The sequence below is a fragment of the Levilactobacillus brevis genome (assembly GCA_021383565.1).
Classification (GTDB): domain Bacteria; phylum Bacillota; class Bacilli; order Lactobacillales; family Lactobacillaceae; genus Levilactobacillus; species Levilactobacillus brevis_B.
In genome coordinates this window covers 1,746,886-1,761,271 of record CP079699.1, presented here as the reverse complement: position 1 = coordinate 1,761,271, position 14,386 = coordinate 1,746,886, and the positions used below count along the sequence as shown (strand labels likewise).

At 52.0% G+C, this 14,386-nt stretch carries 9 protein-coding genes; all 9 read left to right on the top strand.

Translation table 11 applies throughout. The features are described 5' to 3' along the window. The 9 genes from ychF (at position 1) to KB236_08240 (ending at position 13,746) form a co-directional block, all read left to right on the top strand. Positions 1 to 1,101 carry a redox-regulated ATPase YchF gene (gene ychF / locus KB236_08280; protein UIF28539.1) on the top strand — a complete coding sequence of 367 codons (1,101 nt, stop codon included), beginning with the start codon at positions 1 to 3 and terminating at the stop codon, positions 1,099 to 1,101. A 16-nt stretch (positions 1,102 to 1,117) separates the two neighbouring features. Then, positions 1,118 to 1,843 carry a DUF1129 domain-containing protein gene (locus KB236_08275; protein UIF28538.1) on the top strand — a complete coding sequence of 242 codons (726 nt, stop codon included), beginning with the start codon at positions 1,118 to 1,120 and terminating at the stop codon, positions 1,841 to 1,843. Between the two features lie 418 nt (positions 1,844 to 2,261). Further along, on the top strand, positions 2,262 to 2,918 hold the full coding sequence (locus tag KB236_08270; GenBank protein ID UIF28537.1) for a hypothetical protein: 657 nt from the start codon (positions 2,262 to 2,264) through the stop codon (positions 2,916 to 2,918). 219 nt (positions 2,919 to 3,137) lie between these two features. Next, positions 3,138 to 4,790, top strand: coding sequence for a teichoic acid glycosyl transferase (locus KB236_08265; protein ID UIF28536.1), 1,653 nt, complete (start codon positions 3,138 to 3,140; stop codon positions 4,788 to 4,790). Positions 4,791 to 5,006: 216 nt separating this feature from the next. Then, positions 5,007 to 6,146 carry an IMP dehydrogenase gene (locus KB236_08260; protein UIF28535.1) on the top strand — a complete coding sequence of 380 codons (1,140 nt, stop codon included), beginning with the start codon at positions 5,007 to 5,009 and terminating at the stop codon, positions 6,144 to 6,146. Between the two features lie 764 nt (positions 6,147 to 6,910). Beyond that, a complete protein-coding gene (locus tag KB236_08255; GenBank protein UIF28534.1) occupies positions 6,911 to 7,600 on the top strand; it encodes a response regulator transcription factor in 690 nt (229 codons plus the stop codon). Between the two features lie 76 nt (positions 7,601 to 7,676). Beyond that, complete coding sequence (locus KB236_08250; GenBank protein UIF28533.1) at positions 7,677 to 8,846, top strand: HAMP domain-containing histidine kinase; 1,170 nt, start codon at positions 7,677 to 7,679, stop codon at positions 8,844 to 8,846. A 74-nt stretch (positions 8,847 to 8,920) separates the two neighbouring features. After that, positions 8,921 to 10,243, top strand: coding sequence for a D-alanyl-D-alanine carboxypeptidase (locus tag KB236_08245; protein ID UIF30328.1), 1,323 nt, complete (start codon positions 8,921 to 8,923; stop codon positions 10,241 to 10,243). Positions 10,244 to 10,599: 356 nt separating this feature from the next. Beyond that, on the top strand, positions 10,600 to 13,746 hold the full coding sequence (locus KB236_08240; GenBank protein UIF28532.1) for a YhgE/Pip domain-containing protein: 3,147 nt from the start codon (positions 10,600 to 10,602) through the stop codon (positions 13,744 to 13,746). Positions 13,747 to 14,386 lie beyond the last annotated feature (640 nt).

Here is a 14,386-nt window from a genome sequence, read left to right as displayed (position 1 = left end):
ATGTCATTAACTGCAGGGATCGTTGGCCTGCCGAACGTCGGGAAGTCAACTTTATTTAACGCGATTACCAAGGCGGGGGCCGAAATGGCGAACTACCCGTTTGCTACGATCGACCCGAACGTGGGGATGGTGGAGGTGCCAGATAGCCGCCTCGACCGGATTCAAGCCTTAATTCCAGCCAAGAAGGTTGTCCCCACGACGTTCGAATTCACGGATATTGCCGGGATCGTCAAGGGGGCCAGCAAGGGTGAAGGTCTGGGGAACAAGTTCCTGGAAAACATTCGCCAAGTTGACGCCATTGTCCACGTGGTGCGGGCATTTGACGACGACAACATCACCCACGTGTCCGGCAAGATTGACCCCATCGATGATATTGAAACCATCAACTTGGAGCTCGGTCTGTCTGACTTGGAAGCCGTCAACAAGCGTCTCGCTAAGGTTGAACGGGCGGCCAAGGGAAGCGACAAGGAAGCCAAAGCAGAATTAGCCGTTCTGGACAAGATTAAGCCAGTCCTCGAAGACGGTGGTGCCGTTCGGACCATCGACTTTGACGAAGACGAGACTAAGATCGTCAAGGGTCTGTTCTTACTGACTTCCAAGCCCGTTCTGTACGTGGCCAACATCGCCGAAGACGATATGGCCGATCCCGAAAACTCCAAGTACTTCAAGAGTATTCAGGACTACGCTGCCAAGGAAGGCGCCGAAGCCATTGCTGTGGCGGCCGAAGCCGAAGAAGAGATTGCCGAGTTGGATGACGACGAGAAGCAAGACTTCTTGGAAGCCGAAGGGGTAGAAGAACCCGGCTTGAACCGTTTAATTCGGGCCTCATACCACCTCTTAGGGCTCCAAACGTTCTTCACGGCTGGTGGTAAGGAAACCCGTGCTTGGACGTTTAAGACGGGCACTAAGGCGCCTCAAGCGGCCGGAATCATTCACTCTGACTTCGAACGCGGGTTCATCCGGGCCGAAGTCATGGCATTCGATGATTTGGACAAGTACGAATCCGAAGCGGCCGTTAAGGAAGCCGGTAAGCTGCGGGTTGAAGGTAAAGACTACGTGATGGAAGACGGCGACATTGTCGAATTCCGGTTCAACGTTTAGAAGGGAACAGAAGTAGATGAGTGATAACAAGCAAACTCCCCGCAATGCGGGCGTTCATCAGAACCGTAACTCGGTGGCAGTCAATGAACGGGCAGCGTTTGATAATCTGGGCTTGACCAAGCGCAATGCCGAATACATGTACCGCTTCAACAAGGAGCTTGAAAAGACCAAGCTGACGCCGGAGAAGAAGGCCCAAGCCGTGCAAGACATGGTCAATGAGCTGGTTGAAGGCCAGAAGAGTGGGAAGACCGGGAAGAACACTTACGGGGATATCGAATCCCGCGTGAAGGAAGTTGTCGAAGGCCCAACGAAGCCCGACAATGAACTGTTTGGGCGCAACTATTGGCCAAACATGTTGTACAATGCCTTAACGTTCTTCATGATCTTCAACTTGATGTTTGGGTTGATGTACCTCTTCTCACCAAAACTGATGACGACGAGCCGCCCTGTCGGGATCACGGCCATTACCGTCAGTGCGCTGATTGCTGGGTTCATCCTGCCTATCATGCCGCGGTTATTTAGCCCGAAGATCAAGCACAAGCTTAACGGCTTCGTGCGGGCGTTGATCGTGTTGCTCGGGTTCCTGGTCTGGATGGCGTTGTTCTACCTGGCACAGATGTTACCAGGCTTGGTCAATCCAATCCTGATGCCATGGCCAAGCATTATCCTCGGTCTGGTCTCCATCGCCGTGATGTTCTGGATGCGGCGGACCTACAAGATTAACGGTGGGTTCTTCGGCTAGACGCCCCAGCTACTTGGGTGAAGTTAAACTAACGAAATAACATTATCGGTCACGGTCAATCGGCGCACGCGGTGTTGCGATTGACCGTGACCTTTTTTGGCGGAAATTAGCGTTGCCCCGCACTGAATTGGTTGGACAAAGGTTCGCCCGCTGACACGCCACTTTTCTGGTGTGACGGCGCTCGGCGTGATTGAGGCGGTACGTGACCGTTTGGCACCGTGACCACTGAGTATGGCAGTGATGTTGCTACCCTAAAATGGCCCCGGATTATCGCGACCCCCGCTGATTTTATTTGGGGACTAACGGGGTAATTTTTATGGCTTGTCGTCCATCACCCGGGGACCTATGATGGCACCAAGTAGTTGAGCCAGTCAGTGACTTGATGAAAAACTATCATTTTCGTGGGGAGGATTTTTTTATGAAAAAAGTCTTTGGATACGTATTAGGGTTAGTTGCTGCGCTGTTTGCTGCTGGAGCTGTTGCGACCGGTGCTAACGCCGACGGGAATGCCGCCGATGCTGCCAGTGGGAGTAGCGATAATGCCAGCAGCGGTGAGGTCGCGCCAGCAACGGGGAGTAGTGCCGCCAATGCCGCTAGCGATGCCAGTGATGCCAGTGATGCTAATGCCGCCAGTGATGCGAGTGACGCGGGCAATCCAGCGATTGGCAACTATACCGGCGATGATACTGGCGCCAGCGATGTCGGTGGGTTCACCGGAACCATGAGTCGGCGGGCACCGAAGAAGTCCGCTAAGATCATGAAGCGAGTCGCCAAGAAGCGGATTAAGAAGGCAAAGAGTTTGGCTGCCGACAAGAAGATGCGGGGTCGTTTACACTACCGTAAGGACAGTCGGGTCATCCTGTTCCAGAAGAGCAAGAAGGGTGACGAAGTGGAACTCTTCAACCGTAAGGGTCAGGAAGTCAAGAAGTTCAAGGTGGACAAGAACGGCCGCTTTGATGTGCGCTTGACTAAGAAGCAAGCCGAAAAGCTCGATAAGGGTGGCAAGTACTTCCGGTTTGATGTTCATCAAAAGGGATACTGTCCTTACGAGATTAGCTACCGCATTTACAAATAGAATGTGATAGCTGTTCAGCAACGGGGCTAACTTGGTAGACTGAAGTCGTCAGTCAGGAAATACCAGGCTGACGATAGCACGGCGACTGAGCGCTGCTGTTGCTGACCCAGTAAAACGAAATCATCCAGCGACAAGTGCCGCCAGAAAAGACGTGGGTAACCACGTCTTTTCTTATCCGCTCAGATTGGTTGTTCACCGAATAAATGAGGAGGGGTCACGATGTTGAAGCGAATTCATTCAAAACTCAAAAGTCCAGACGGTCAGTCGTTGGGGCTGCTGGCCATTGTGGGGGCGTTCATCATGACCTTCTGCTCCTATACGTCCCCGGCCTTTTACTTCGACACGTCGCCGGACAACAACGCCTTCTTCACGGTGGGCAAGGCCATGATGAACGGGATCGTTCCGTATAAAGATATCTTCGAGCAGAAGGGGCCGTACGTGTACTTCCTGCACGGTTTGGCCTACCTGGTCTCGTCCCGTAGCTTTCTGCTGATCTTCGTCTATGAGATTGCCACGGTCACGGCCGCCATGTTTTTGGTCTATAAATTGGCCAAGCTACTGCGGGCCAAGCAGCTCCCCGCGTTGCTGACGGCCTTGCTCTCGCCGCTCCTGTTTCTCTACCATCCGTACTACGATTACGGGGATACCGTGGAGTTCTTCACGTTGCCGCTGTTGCTTTCCTTGATTTATTTGATGGTATTACTGGACCGACGCCAGTTTAAGGTCAGCCACTGGTGGTTCTTCGCGCAGGGCGCTATAGTGGGTATCGTTTTTCTCTCGAAATACACGCTGCTCGGGGCTTGGATCGCCTTTTATCTGGTGGTCGTGGGTCGACTACTGGTCAAGCGGCAGTGGCGGCTACTGGGCCGCGTCGTGGGGTGGAGCGCCGGGGGCTTTCTTCTGACGACGTTGCCGTGGCTGATTTACTTTCTGATGACTGGCGCCTTGAAGGCGTTCATCAACGTTTATATTCTGTTTAATACCAAGGTCTACCTGACCTCGTCCGTGGCCGCCTTTGCCAATCTGGTTCAGTCCGTGACGCTGGTCTCGCAGTTCTACTGGGATAACGTCCTGTTCTTTGCCTTGGGGATTGTGGGGACACTGGTAGTCATTTTTCAACCGGACATCTTCCATAGTCGCTTCGGCCGTGGCCTGTATCTAGCTAGTGCCTTGGGCTGTGACCTTCTGGCACTCTATGGGTATCAAGCCGGGTCGGTCTACCAGTACTACCAGTTGATTTACTTCGGCTTCTTCGTGCTCCCGTTCATTTACTTCTGTCAGCTGTTCTTCCGCCGCGTCCCGCTACCGCAAACGGATTCGGAAGCGACCTTTCCCATTCTGGCGACCTTACTGTTCAGTCTATTTCTGGTGCTCGGCGTCAACAACAACGTGACCAGCTCGAAGGTCTTTCCCAACAATACTTCGATTACGGAGCGACAGACGAAACGGCCCCAACAACCGGCGCAAGTCGACTTTGGCCGACAAATGCGGCGAGACACGCCGGCTGGTACGCGGTTGACCCTCCTCAACTATGGCTCGATCGACATGGGCTTCTACACGGCGTCCGGGGCGGTGCCGACGACCTACTTCTTCCAGAACTACAACATTCCCCAGAGTGCAGCGCCCCAGATTCTTCAGTCCCAGCGCGCTGTGATTCAGCGGCATCAGGTCGAGTGGGTCGTACTCAACACGCCGGCCGGTAAGTCGGTGAAGCAGTGGCAGGGCGGTAGTGGCCGCATTACCAGTGGTAATCTCAATCCCGGAACGGCCAAATTAAGCCGGGTATTGACCCGCCACTACCGTTGTGTGGCCCAGCATACTCAGGTCTTTGAGGGCGTCAATGTGACCTACTGGCTGTACCAACGTAAGTAGAACGCGCGGGTTGCAATAGCAATGTTGATACCCGCTAGATTAATTTAGTTTCAAGTTATTCAGTCGCTCGTTAATTTACCCAGTCGAGCTAATTCTACAATAATAGTTCGATGAGAGTCCTTGACCTGAGTGGCCTAGACTGGTAAATTTAGAAACAATATCTCCCAGGATTCCTAACCGAGCCTGAGACTAAATTAAAGAGGAGCGATATCAACTATGTCTAATTGGGACACGAAGTTTGCTAAAGAAGGAATCACATTTGATGATGTTTTGTTAATACCCGCAGAGAGTCACGTCTTGCCGAATGAAGTTGATCTGAGTGTCCAATTGGCACCAAACTTGAAGTTGAACGTTCCCTTCCTGAGTGCCTCCATGGATACGGTCACGGAGACCACGATGGCCACGACCATGGCCCGCAACGGTGGGCTAGGGGTCATCCACAAGAACATGAGTGCTGAAGCGCAAGCCAAGATGGTGGCTGATGTGAAAGCCATCGAAAATGACGCGACACAATATCCGCACGCCGCGGTTGACGCCAACAACCACTTGCTGGTGGCTGCGGCCGTGGGTGTGACGTCCGACACGTTTGACCGGGCTGGCGCCTTGCTTAAGGCCGGTGCCGACGCCATCATCATTGATACGGCGCACGGCCATTCAGCCGGTGTGCTCCGTAAAGTTGGCGAGATTCGCCAACAATTCCCCGACGCAACGTTGATTGCCGGGAACGTGGCAACTGGTGAAGGCACGCGGGCGCTGTTCGAAGCCGGCGTTGACGTGGTTAAAGTGGGGATTGGCCCTGGCTCGATCTGCACGACGCGGGTGGTTGCCGGTGTGGGTGTTCCCCAGATCACCGCCATTTACGATGCCGCTAACGTTGCGCGTGAATTTGGCAAGCCGATCATCGCCGACGGGGGGATCAAGTACTCCGGCGATATCGTCAAGGCCTTGGCCGCTGGTGGCAACGCCGTGATGTTTGGCTCCATGCTGTCCGGGACCGACGAAGCCCCTGGCGACATCATCGAAGACGGCGGCAAGAAGTACAAGACCTACCGAGGGATGGGGAGTCTAGCTTCCATGTCCCACGGGTCTGCCGACCGCTACTTCCAAGGCGGCGTTAACGAAGCCAACAAGCTGGTGCCGGAAGGAATCGAAGCCCGCGTGGAATACAAGGGTAGTGTCAACGACATTCTCTTCCAAATGGTCGGTGGCTTACGTTCGGGGATGGGCTACACGGGCAGTGCCAACATCCAAAGCCTGATTGACAACGCGCAATTCGTGCGGATTTCCAACGCCGGGTTGATCGAATCTCACCCGCACGATGTTCAAATCACGAAGGCCGCACCTAACTACAAATAAACGATCCTGAAATTTTGGAGACTAGCGCCTCATTCGCTTTAAGCGGGGGGGCGCCGGTCTCTTTTTGGATTAAACGGACGGTGGGTTTAACCCCACAGGGTCAGCACGAGGTGGTCGCTTAAGCTATGACACCAGGTGATCAGAGTTCCTTCAGCTATCGAAAGATTGCTGGTTAATTTTGCAGTCGTTGCCACGGGCTAGTCCAAGTCGGGTATGATGGATTATTAGTGACTTTCGCCGACAGATATGTGATTTAATCGTGGGGTCTTGTAGATTTTGCATGGCTTTACTGTCGGGACAAAGGTTCTCTGGGGACTCAACACGTGTTGACAAGGGCGACGATCGTAGCCGAGAGTGAAGCACAGGATGAGCTCAGCCGTGGGATTATCTTAGCGGCGATAGCCGGTTAGATAATGGCGACTGGGAAACACCGAGTTTTGGTGGTTCCCAGCGAGGCCCAAGACCGCTCCCTCAGGCTTGAGCCGTCCTGCCCACCGCGTTCCAGCTCATCCTGTGCGAACGGCAAGGCGGCCAGCTCCCACCAGCCTGCCTTCACCTCAAAAGAAAGTTAAGCCCCCGTTAACCTTCAAGTTGGCGGTCACGGGGCAAATAGTGTAAGATTAAGGAATGGTTAAGTGCCTTACGCCCGGCTAAAGGTTCGGGTTTTCCGGTCGTCTCGCTGGCGTTATTTGTTAAAATAGACGTAAAGCCACGGGGCAGGACCGCTAGTGATTTACCCTAGCAGAAAAAGGAGAACAACCCACATGAAAATTTTAGTTGTCGATGATGATAAAGAAATTGCACAATTACTCGAAATCTACATTAAAAATGAAGGTTACGAACCCTTGACCGCCTACAACGGCAAGGAAGCGTTGACCAAGCTACACACCACGCCAGACATCGCGCTGATGATTTTGGACATCATGATGCCCGAGATGAGTGGGATTGAAGTCATGAAGGAAGTGCGGAAGGATTCCCAGATTCCGATTCTGATTCTGTCGGCCAAGACCGGGGATATGGATAAGATTCAGGGGTTGATTTCCGGTGCCGATGATTACGTCACCAAGCCATTTAACCCGTTGGAAGTCATGGCCCGGGTCAAGTCGCTACTGCGGCGGAGTCAGGACCAAGTGACCGACGATAGTCCCGACATCTTAGATATCGGGACGTTGACCATCAACAAGGATTCCCACGAAGTTAAGACGATTGCCGGTAAGACGGTGTCGTTGACGGCGCTGGAATTCGGGATTCTTTACCTGCTGGCCAGCCATCCCAATCGGGTCTTTTCGGCGGATGAAATCTTTGAACGGGTCTGGCGGCAGGAAAGCATCGTGTCGGCCAAGACCGTCATGGTTCACGTGAGTCACTTGCGGGATAAGATCGAAGACGCCACCAACGGCGAGAAGGTCATTCAAACCGTCTGGGGCGTGGGCTACAAGATTGAATCGCATTAAGAAAGGCGTCACCAGAAGAGTAGGAGCACAACATGAAACCACGGAACAATTATTTTAATAAGCAGGGGGCACGACCATGAAGCTGACCACGCGCGAGAAGAGTGCGTTATTCATGGAAGGGGTCGTCACCGTCATTCTCCTGCTGATGCTGAATCTGGCGTTGTTGGTGCTAATTGTGCAGGCCATCGAGAGTAATCCCGGCTTGCGGGATGGTATCTTCATTATCAAACGTTCGGTCGTCTTGGGTCCCAACCACTTTCAGTTGTGGAGCTGGGAGAACCTGTTCATTGGCCTGATGCTGGTGGCCGACGCGTTAGTCGTCTGGTGGCGGCTGATTCGGCGTTACCGGCAAATGCAGTTGCGTCACATCATCGACGAGCTGCATTACATTGCCAACGGTCACTTTGACCACCGGATTCCGTTTCGAGTTAGTGGTGACGTGCAGCGGGTCGTGGATTCCGTGAACGCACTGGTCGACTCCGTGATTAATTCCATGAATGAAGAGCGGGCGATTGAGAAGTCCAAGGACGAACTGATTACCAACGTTAGCCACGATATTCGGACGCCGTTAACGTCGATTATTGGCTATCTGGGACTGATTGAGGATAAGCAGTACCACAGTGAGGGCGACCTCCTCAAGTACACGCACACGGCATTTTTGAAGTCTAAACAGATGAAATCACTGGTGGACGACCTCTTTGAGTACACCAAGGTGCGGCAGACGGATACGCCATTGAGCCTGACCAGTATTAATTTGGCTGCCATGCTGGAGCAGTTGGGTGCCAGCTTCGAGCTGGAGGCCCAGAAGAAGGGCATGACGATTGGCGCGGAGAATTCGTCGGAGACCATGATGATGGAGGCCGACCCTGAGAAATTGGTGCGGGTCTTTAACAATCTGGTATCTAACGCCGTGAAATACGGCGATGGGGGGAAGCACATCAATCTGGTGGCCAAGCAACTCAGCGCTTCGGAGCTGGAGGTGCGGGTCACCAACGATGGGCCGAAGATCCCCAAGGAATCGCTGAACATGATCTTTGAGCGGTTTTACCGTGTCGAGGAATCCCGGTCCAAGGAAACGGGCGGTACCGGGCTGGGCTTGGCGATTGCCCAGAGTATTGTCGCCTTACACGGTGGCTACATCTACGTGGAGTCGGACGATGCGTTGACCAGCTTTGTGATTCATTTGCCGGTCAAGCACGACCAGCCCCTCGAGATTCCCCAACGACTGAAGACACCGGGACAGTAATAGATTTAAAATAAGTGAGTAGCATTAACGGCCATTTTGGCCTTACATAAGACAGAGGAGTTTTGATTCTAATGATGAAACGATTACGGCAAATGTTGATTGGCCTGGTGACGGCGGTAACGCTGGTCACTGGCGGGTTTAGTAGTTTAAGTGCACCGGTGACGGCCCACGCCGCAACCAGTAGTACCAGTACCACCGTGAATTTGAAGGCCAAGGCGGGGATTGCGGTCGACGCCAAGACGGGACAGATTCTCTACAGTAAGAACGCGGACCAGACGTTACCGGTGGCCTCGATGACTAAGTTGTTGTCGATCTACATGGTGCTCGACGCCATCCACTCCGGTAAGCTGAAGTGGGATCAAAAGATTACGATTAGTAAGGATATTGCCAAGGTCGCTCAGAACACGAACTTATCCAACGTGCCGTTGCGCGCCGGTCACAAGTATACGGTTAAAGCCTTGTACCAGGCCTCACTGATTTATTCGGCCAACGGTGCCGTGGAAGCGTTGGGAAGCGCCGTGGCGGGATCACCGCACGCCTTTGTCACCCAGATGAAAGCTCAGGCCAAGAAATTGGGCATGACGGACGTGAAGATTTATAACGCCTGTGGGTTGACCAACAAGCAGGTCGGCAACCTTGGCTACAACAACGTGAAGGGTTCAGCGGAAAATGAATGGTCCGCCGCCGACCAGGCCAAATTAGCCGTTGCGCTGTTGAACAAGTACCCCGAAGTCTTAAAGACCACGAGCATCAAGAAGATGTGGTTTGAGAAGGGGACTAACGATGCAACCAAGATGGAAAACTGGAATTGGATGTTGAAGGGCCTTTCCGCCGCTTACTCGAAGCTGCACGTGGATGGTTTGAAGACCGGGACGTCCGATGCGGCTGGTGCCAACTTTACCGGGACCGCCAACAACGATAACAACCGAATCGTGACGGTCGTCTTGCACGCCGCACACAAGTCGGAGACCGACGCCTCGCGTTTCCAACAAACGCAGAAGATGATGTCTTACGTCTACAACAACTTTAAGACGGTGAGTTACAAGGCCGGCGACCAGTTGACGGGGGCGAAGACCATCACGACGCACGACGCCAAGGCCAAGACGGCTAGGACGGCGTTGGGTCAAGACGTTAAGCTCTGGATTCGAAACGATCAGGTTGCCAGCAACATTTCGGCTAAACCGCAGTTGAAGGCGAAGTACAGTCAGAAGGGTGAATTGGAAGCTCCAGTCGCCAAGAACACCACGATTGGAACGGCCAACGTTTCGCTGAAGGGCGACCAATTGGGCTTCTTGGGTAACACCAAGACGGTGAAGGTGCCATTGACGGTGACCCGATCCGTGGAGAAAGCCAACATCTTTGTCCGCGCTTGGCGAGCAGTCGTTGCCTTGTTCTAAAGTTAAGATTAATGGAAGTCGCTTGCCGTAGGGTGGGCGACTTTTTAAATGGAAAAATTGTGGTTCGACCGTGAGAATTTGGCGGATAACGGGCGAGTTGATTTCAGTCAAGGCGACGGCGTGGTTAGACCACTATACTGGGATTTATCGATGGTGAAGTCATGGTCGTGAAATTTAATTTATAATGTTTGAGAACGCCGAAATGCCGGTGTGATCGAATTGGTGACGATTTCTAAGAATTGTCGATGGCGTGTTGCTTTTTTGACAAGTCAAGTATTAATGTGCGAAGATACTTTTATTATTAGCTGAAAACGCGCAATTTTAAAGATTTTTGAGGATAAAGGGAGTTGGCATTTGTGAATATGATTAAAGGTGAATGGAATTACATTCGGCATAATCGGTTGATTTTAATCTCCGTTCTTGCCATTATGTTTATTCCATTCCTCTACAGTATCTTCTTTCTGAAGTCGGTTTGGGACCCGTATGGGGAAACCGGCGAACTACCCGTTGCGGTGGTTAATCAGGATAAGCCCGTGACCTATCAGGGGCAGAAACTAAATGTTGGGGATCAAACGATCACCAATTTGAAGAAAAACCACCAATTGGGGTGGAAGTTCGTGTCCGCTAAGACGGCGGCCGATGGGTTGAAGCACCACAAGTACTACACGGTGATTACGATCCCGAAGAACTTCTCGGCTAATGCCGCGACGGCGCTGAACAAGCATCCCAAGAAGATGACGTTCACCTACAAAACCAACGGCTCTGCGAACTACATTGCTCAGGTCATGAGTGAAGTGGGCTCATCCAAGTTGGACAGTCAAATCCGCGCTAAGGTGACGAAGGCCTATGCCCAAGCCACGTTCAAGCAGATTTACGCTGTCGGTCAGGGGATGGACAAGGCCGCTAAGGGTTCCGCGAAGTTGAAGGATGGGACGGTTACCTTAACGGATGGTCTGAACACCTACACGACTGGGGTTCACACGTTAAATAATGGTCTGCAAGAAATGAAGACGTCCGTCAAGCCATTGGCAACGGGGATTCAGAAGTTGTCGAACGGTTCGCAGACGCTACAAAGCGGACTGGCGAAGTATACCAGCGGTGTTGGCCAGTATGCTAGTGGGGTTAATCAGTATACGAGCGGTGTTGGCCAATACGCCAATGGGGTCAACCAATTTACCAGTGGAACTGGCCAGTATATAAATGGGGTTAACCAATTTACTGGTGGTGTTAGCCAGTTGAGTGCGGGTATGCCTAAACTGACTGCTGGTACGTCACAACTGGCTAAAGGTGCCAGTGATTTGAAAGACGGGACTTATCAATACGTTGATGGCGTCTATACCTTGAATACTGGTGTGAAGACTTTAGGCAGCGGATCGACTTCTTTGGCTAGTGGGGTTACTAAGCTAGCGGATGGTAGCCAATCGTTGAATTCTGGACTCTCTACTTTGAGTGGTAAGTCTGGCGAATTGACGACAGGTGCCGCTGCGTTGGCCCAACAAGCCGCTACGTTGTCAAGTAGTGTTAAAACGTTGGGTGCTGGGGCGGATCAAGTTATTCAGTCTATTAATGGCAATGGAACGGCTGATGATCCTGGCTTGACGGCATCGGTCACTGCTTTACAGACGGGTCTTAACCAGGTGGCTGAAGATGCTAAAACGGCTGATGATCTTGCTAATCAAGCTAAAGATTTAGCCGCGAGTGAAAGTACTACAGGTTCCGGAGAAAGCACTGGGACAGATTCTTCTGGCGAGACTTCTGATAGTGGGACTACCGCGGCAAAGACGGCTGCAGCGGCTGCAGCTAAAACTGCTGCTAGTGTGCAAGCAGCAAGTGATAGCTCGACCAAAGAATCTTTGGCTGATGAATTAGCTAAGGAGGCAATCGCGGCGAACGATGCAACTAGCAAGATTTCTACACAATCATCTTCTGCTGATAGTACGAGCTCAGCAAGTAAAGACAGCAAGGCTAGTGCAGAATTGGTAACATTAACTGCTGGCGTTCAAAAGGCAACAGCAGGTGTTTATGATGGATTGAACACAATTGTGACTCAGTTGGCTGATATGAATCTTTCTGGCACAACGGGTCAGTTAACGACGTTTGCGGAAGGTGTTCAACAGTTAAATGCAGCAGTTAACCCAGCGACAGGTACTAGCTTGACGGCTGGCGTCAACCAATTAACTAGTGGTGTCAATGATTATACGTCTGGTGTTGATAAAGCATTTGCTGGGTCAACGACTCTGAATACGGGATTATCTCAATTGAATAGCCAAGTTCCTACATTGACTGATGGTATCACGAAGATTATGGATGGCACTGCCAAGCTGGCCAAGAATGGCGCAACGTTGAAGTCTGGCTCCAATAAGGTTAATTCAGGTGCAAGTCAGTTGAATTCTGGGTTACAGACTGCAGCCTCCGGGGTAAACCAGCTGAATGCCAACACTGGCAAGCTTAATTCTGCTGGTAGTCAACTGAGCGCTAACACGGGTAAGTTGACCGCTGCTGGCAACAAGCTCAACGCTAATACGCCGCAGTTAACCGCAGCCGGCAACAAGTTAACCAGTTCATCCGCACAACTCATAAACGGTTCTGGCCAATTAACGTCTGGCTTGAACACGCTGAACAGCAAGGTGCCAACGCTGACCAGTGGGGTTAACCAGTTGGCTAACGGTTCGCAGCAGTTGGATGATAACAGTAACCAGCTGATGCAAGGCGCCAAGAAGCTTTCCGATGGCAATGGCACGTTAGCCAAGTCACTGAAGAGTGGGGCCGATCAGATTCAGGCACAACCGTTGACCAGTAAGACGGCCGACATGTTTGCCGCACCAACGAAGCTGAAGCATGAAAGCTACAGTTACGTGCCAAACTACGGGCACGCCTTAGCACCTTACGTGTTGTCCGTTGCCTTGTATGTTGGGGCCTTGGTCTTCAACTTTGCTTTCCCAATTCGGAAGGTTTCTCGCGAGGGCGGGACAGCTACCAGCTGGTACTTGAGTAAGGTCTCCATCGGGGCGGTCGAAGGACTGGCCATGGGGCTGATTGAACCAACATTGATGATGCTAGGGGGCTTAACGGTCGACCATCCAGGTCAGATGATTCTGATCTCGATCTTCTTCGCCGAGGCGTCGATGTTTATCGTCATGTTCCTGTCAATGTTATTGGATAACCCAGGACGATTCATCGCCATGGTTCTTCTGATGCTTCAACTTGGGGGTTCCGGTGGGACGTTCCCAATGGAAGTAACGAACCACTTCTACAACGTTGTCCACCCATTCCTACCAATGACTTACTCGATCCTTGGATTCCGGCAAGCCATTACGTCGGGGATGTCCGGCATGGTTGGTCAAGCCTTATGGGTCTTAGCACTCTTTACCATTCTTGGTTTAGCGCTGCTCTGGCCAACGATGGCTTGGTTACAAAAGAAGCATCTAATGGGAATCTCGCAATTGGATGACAACCAAAAGTTACAAGCGGTTGAGGATCCGAACACGAATGCTCATTCATAAAATATAACGTCTGAAGAGAAATGCAACGTGAATGTTGTGTTTCTCTTTTTTTGTAAAGTTTTGACGTTATAACTAAAGGTTGAAAGTTATAAAATAGCTAGAATCCGTAGTATGACAAGAATGCCATCCATGATAATAGGCTAGTCGCGTACTGGTCGCCTTGCCGTTTGCCAAATTTGGTCTGGATCGCGGTGGGTAGGACGGGCCAAGCCAAAGAGCGGTCAGCCCGCGTCTCAAAGACGCCATTTTCCAAGATAGAATACTTGGAAAATTCCACGGCTGAGAGCAAATTTGACTCACTCACGGCTGCATGAGGGGTAATCAATTAAAGCTAGCCGCACGCTGTTGCGCCAGCGATGTCACCGTGCGCTCAACCATTGCGGAGGTAGCCAGAGATGGAGGTAGCCGTGACAGCGGTGTTAGCTGACGTTTCAAGTCAGCTTACAGCGCGGGACGTGTTTGGAGACTGGCGAATTTTGCTAGGCTTCAAACCGAGCCGGAGGACCACTTCTCAAGCCGCAGACGGTCCCCACAGCGCCGGAATCTCTGGCAGCCGCAGGTGACGGTAATGACTAGTTTAATGGCGATAAGCATTTTCAGCTGGGGACTGGAGCGTGCTCGCGAACTTTAGCAAGAAAAA

What these genes read in the sequence shown, in the direction of transcription:
- KB236_08265 (UIF28536.1), top strand. Translation starts at nt 3,138, where the DNA reads ATGTTGAAGCGAATTCATTCAAAACTCAAAAGTCCAGACGGTCAGTCG.
- KB236_08245 (UIF30328.1), top strand. Translation starts at nt 8,921, where the DNA reads ATGAAACGATTACGGCAAATGTTGATTGGCCTGGTGACGGCGGTAACG.
- KB236_08260 (UIF28535.1), top strand. Translation starts at nt 5,007, where the DNA reads ATGTCTAATTGGGACACGAAGTTTGCTAAAGAAGGAATCACATTTGAT.
- KB236_08250 (UIF28533.1), top strand. Translation starts at nt 7,677, where the DNA reads ATGAAGCTGACCACGCGCGAGAAGAGTGCGTTATTCATGGAAGGGGTC.
- KB236_08255 (UIF28534.1), top strand. Translation starts at nt 6,911, where the DNA reads ATGAAAATTTTAGTTGTCGATGATGATAAAGAAATTGCACAATTACTC.
- ychF (UIF28539.1), top strand. Translation starts at nt 1, where the DNA reads ATGTCATTAACTGCAGGGATCGTTGGCCTGCCGAACGTCGGGAAGTCA.
- KB236_08275 (UIF28538.1), top strand. Translation starts at nt 1,118, where the DNA reads ATGAGTGATAACAAGCAAACTCCCCGCAATGCGGGCGTTCATCAGAAC.
- KB236_08270 (UIF28537.1), top strand. Translation starts at nt 2,262, where the DNA reads ATGAAAAAAGTCTTTGGATACGTATTAGGGTTAGTTGCTGCGCTGTTT.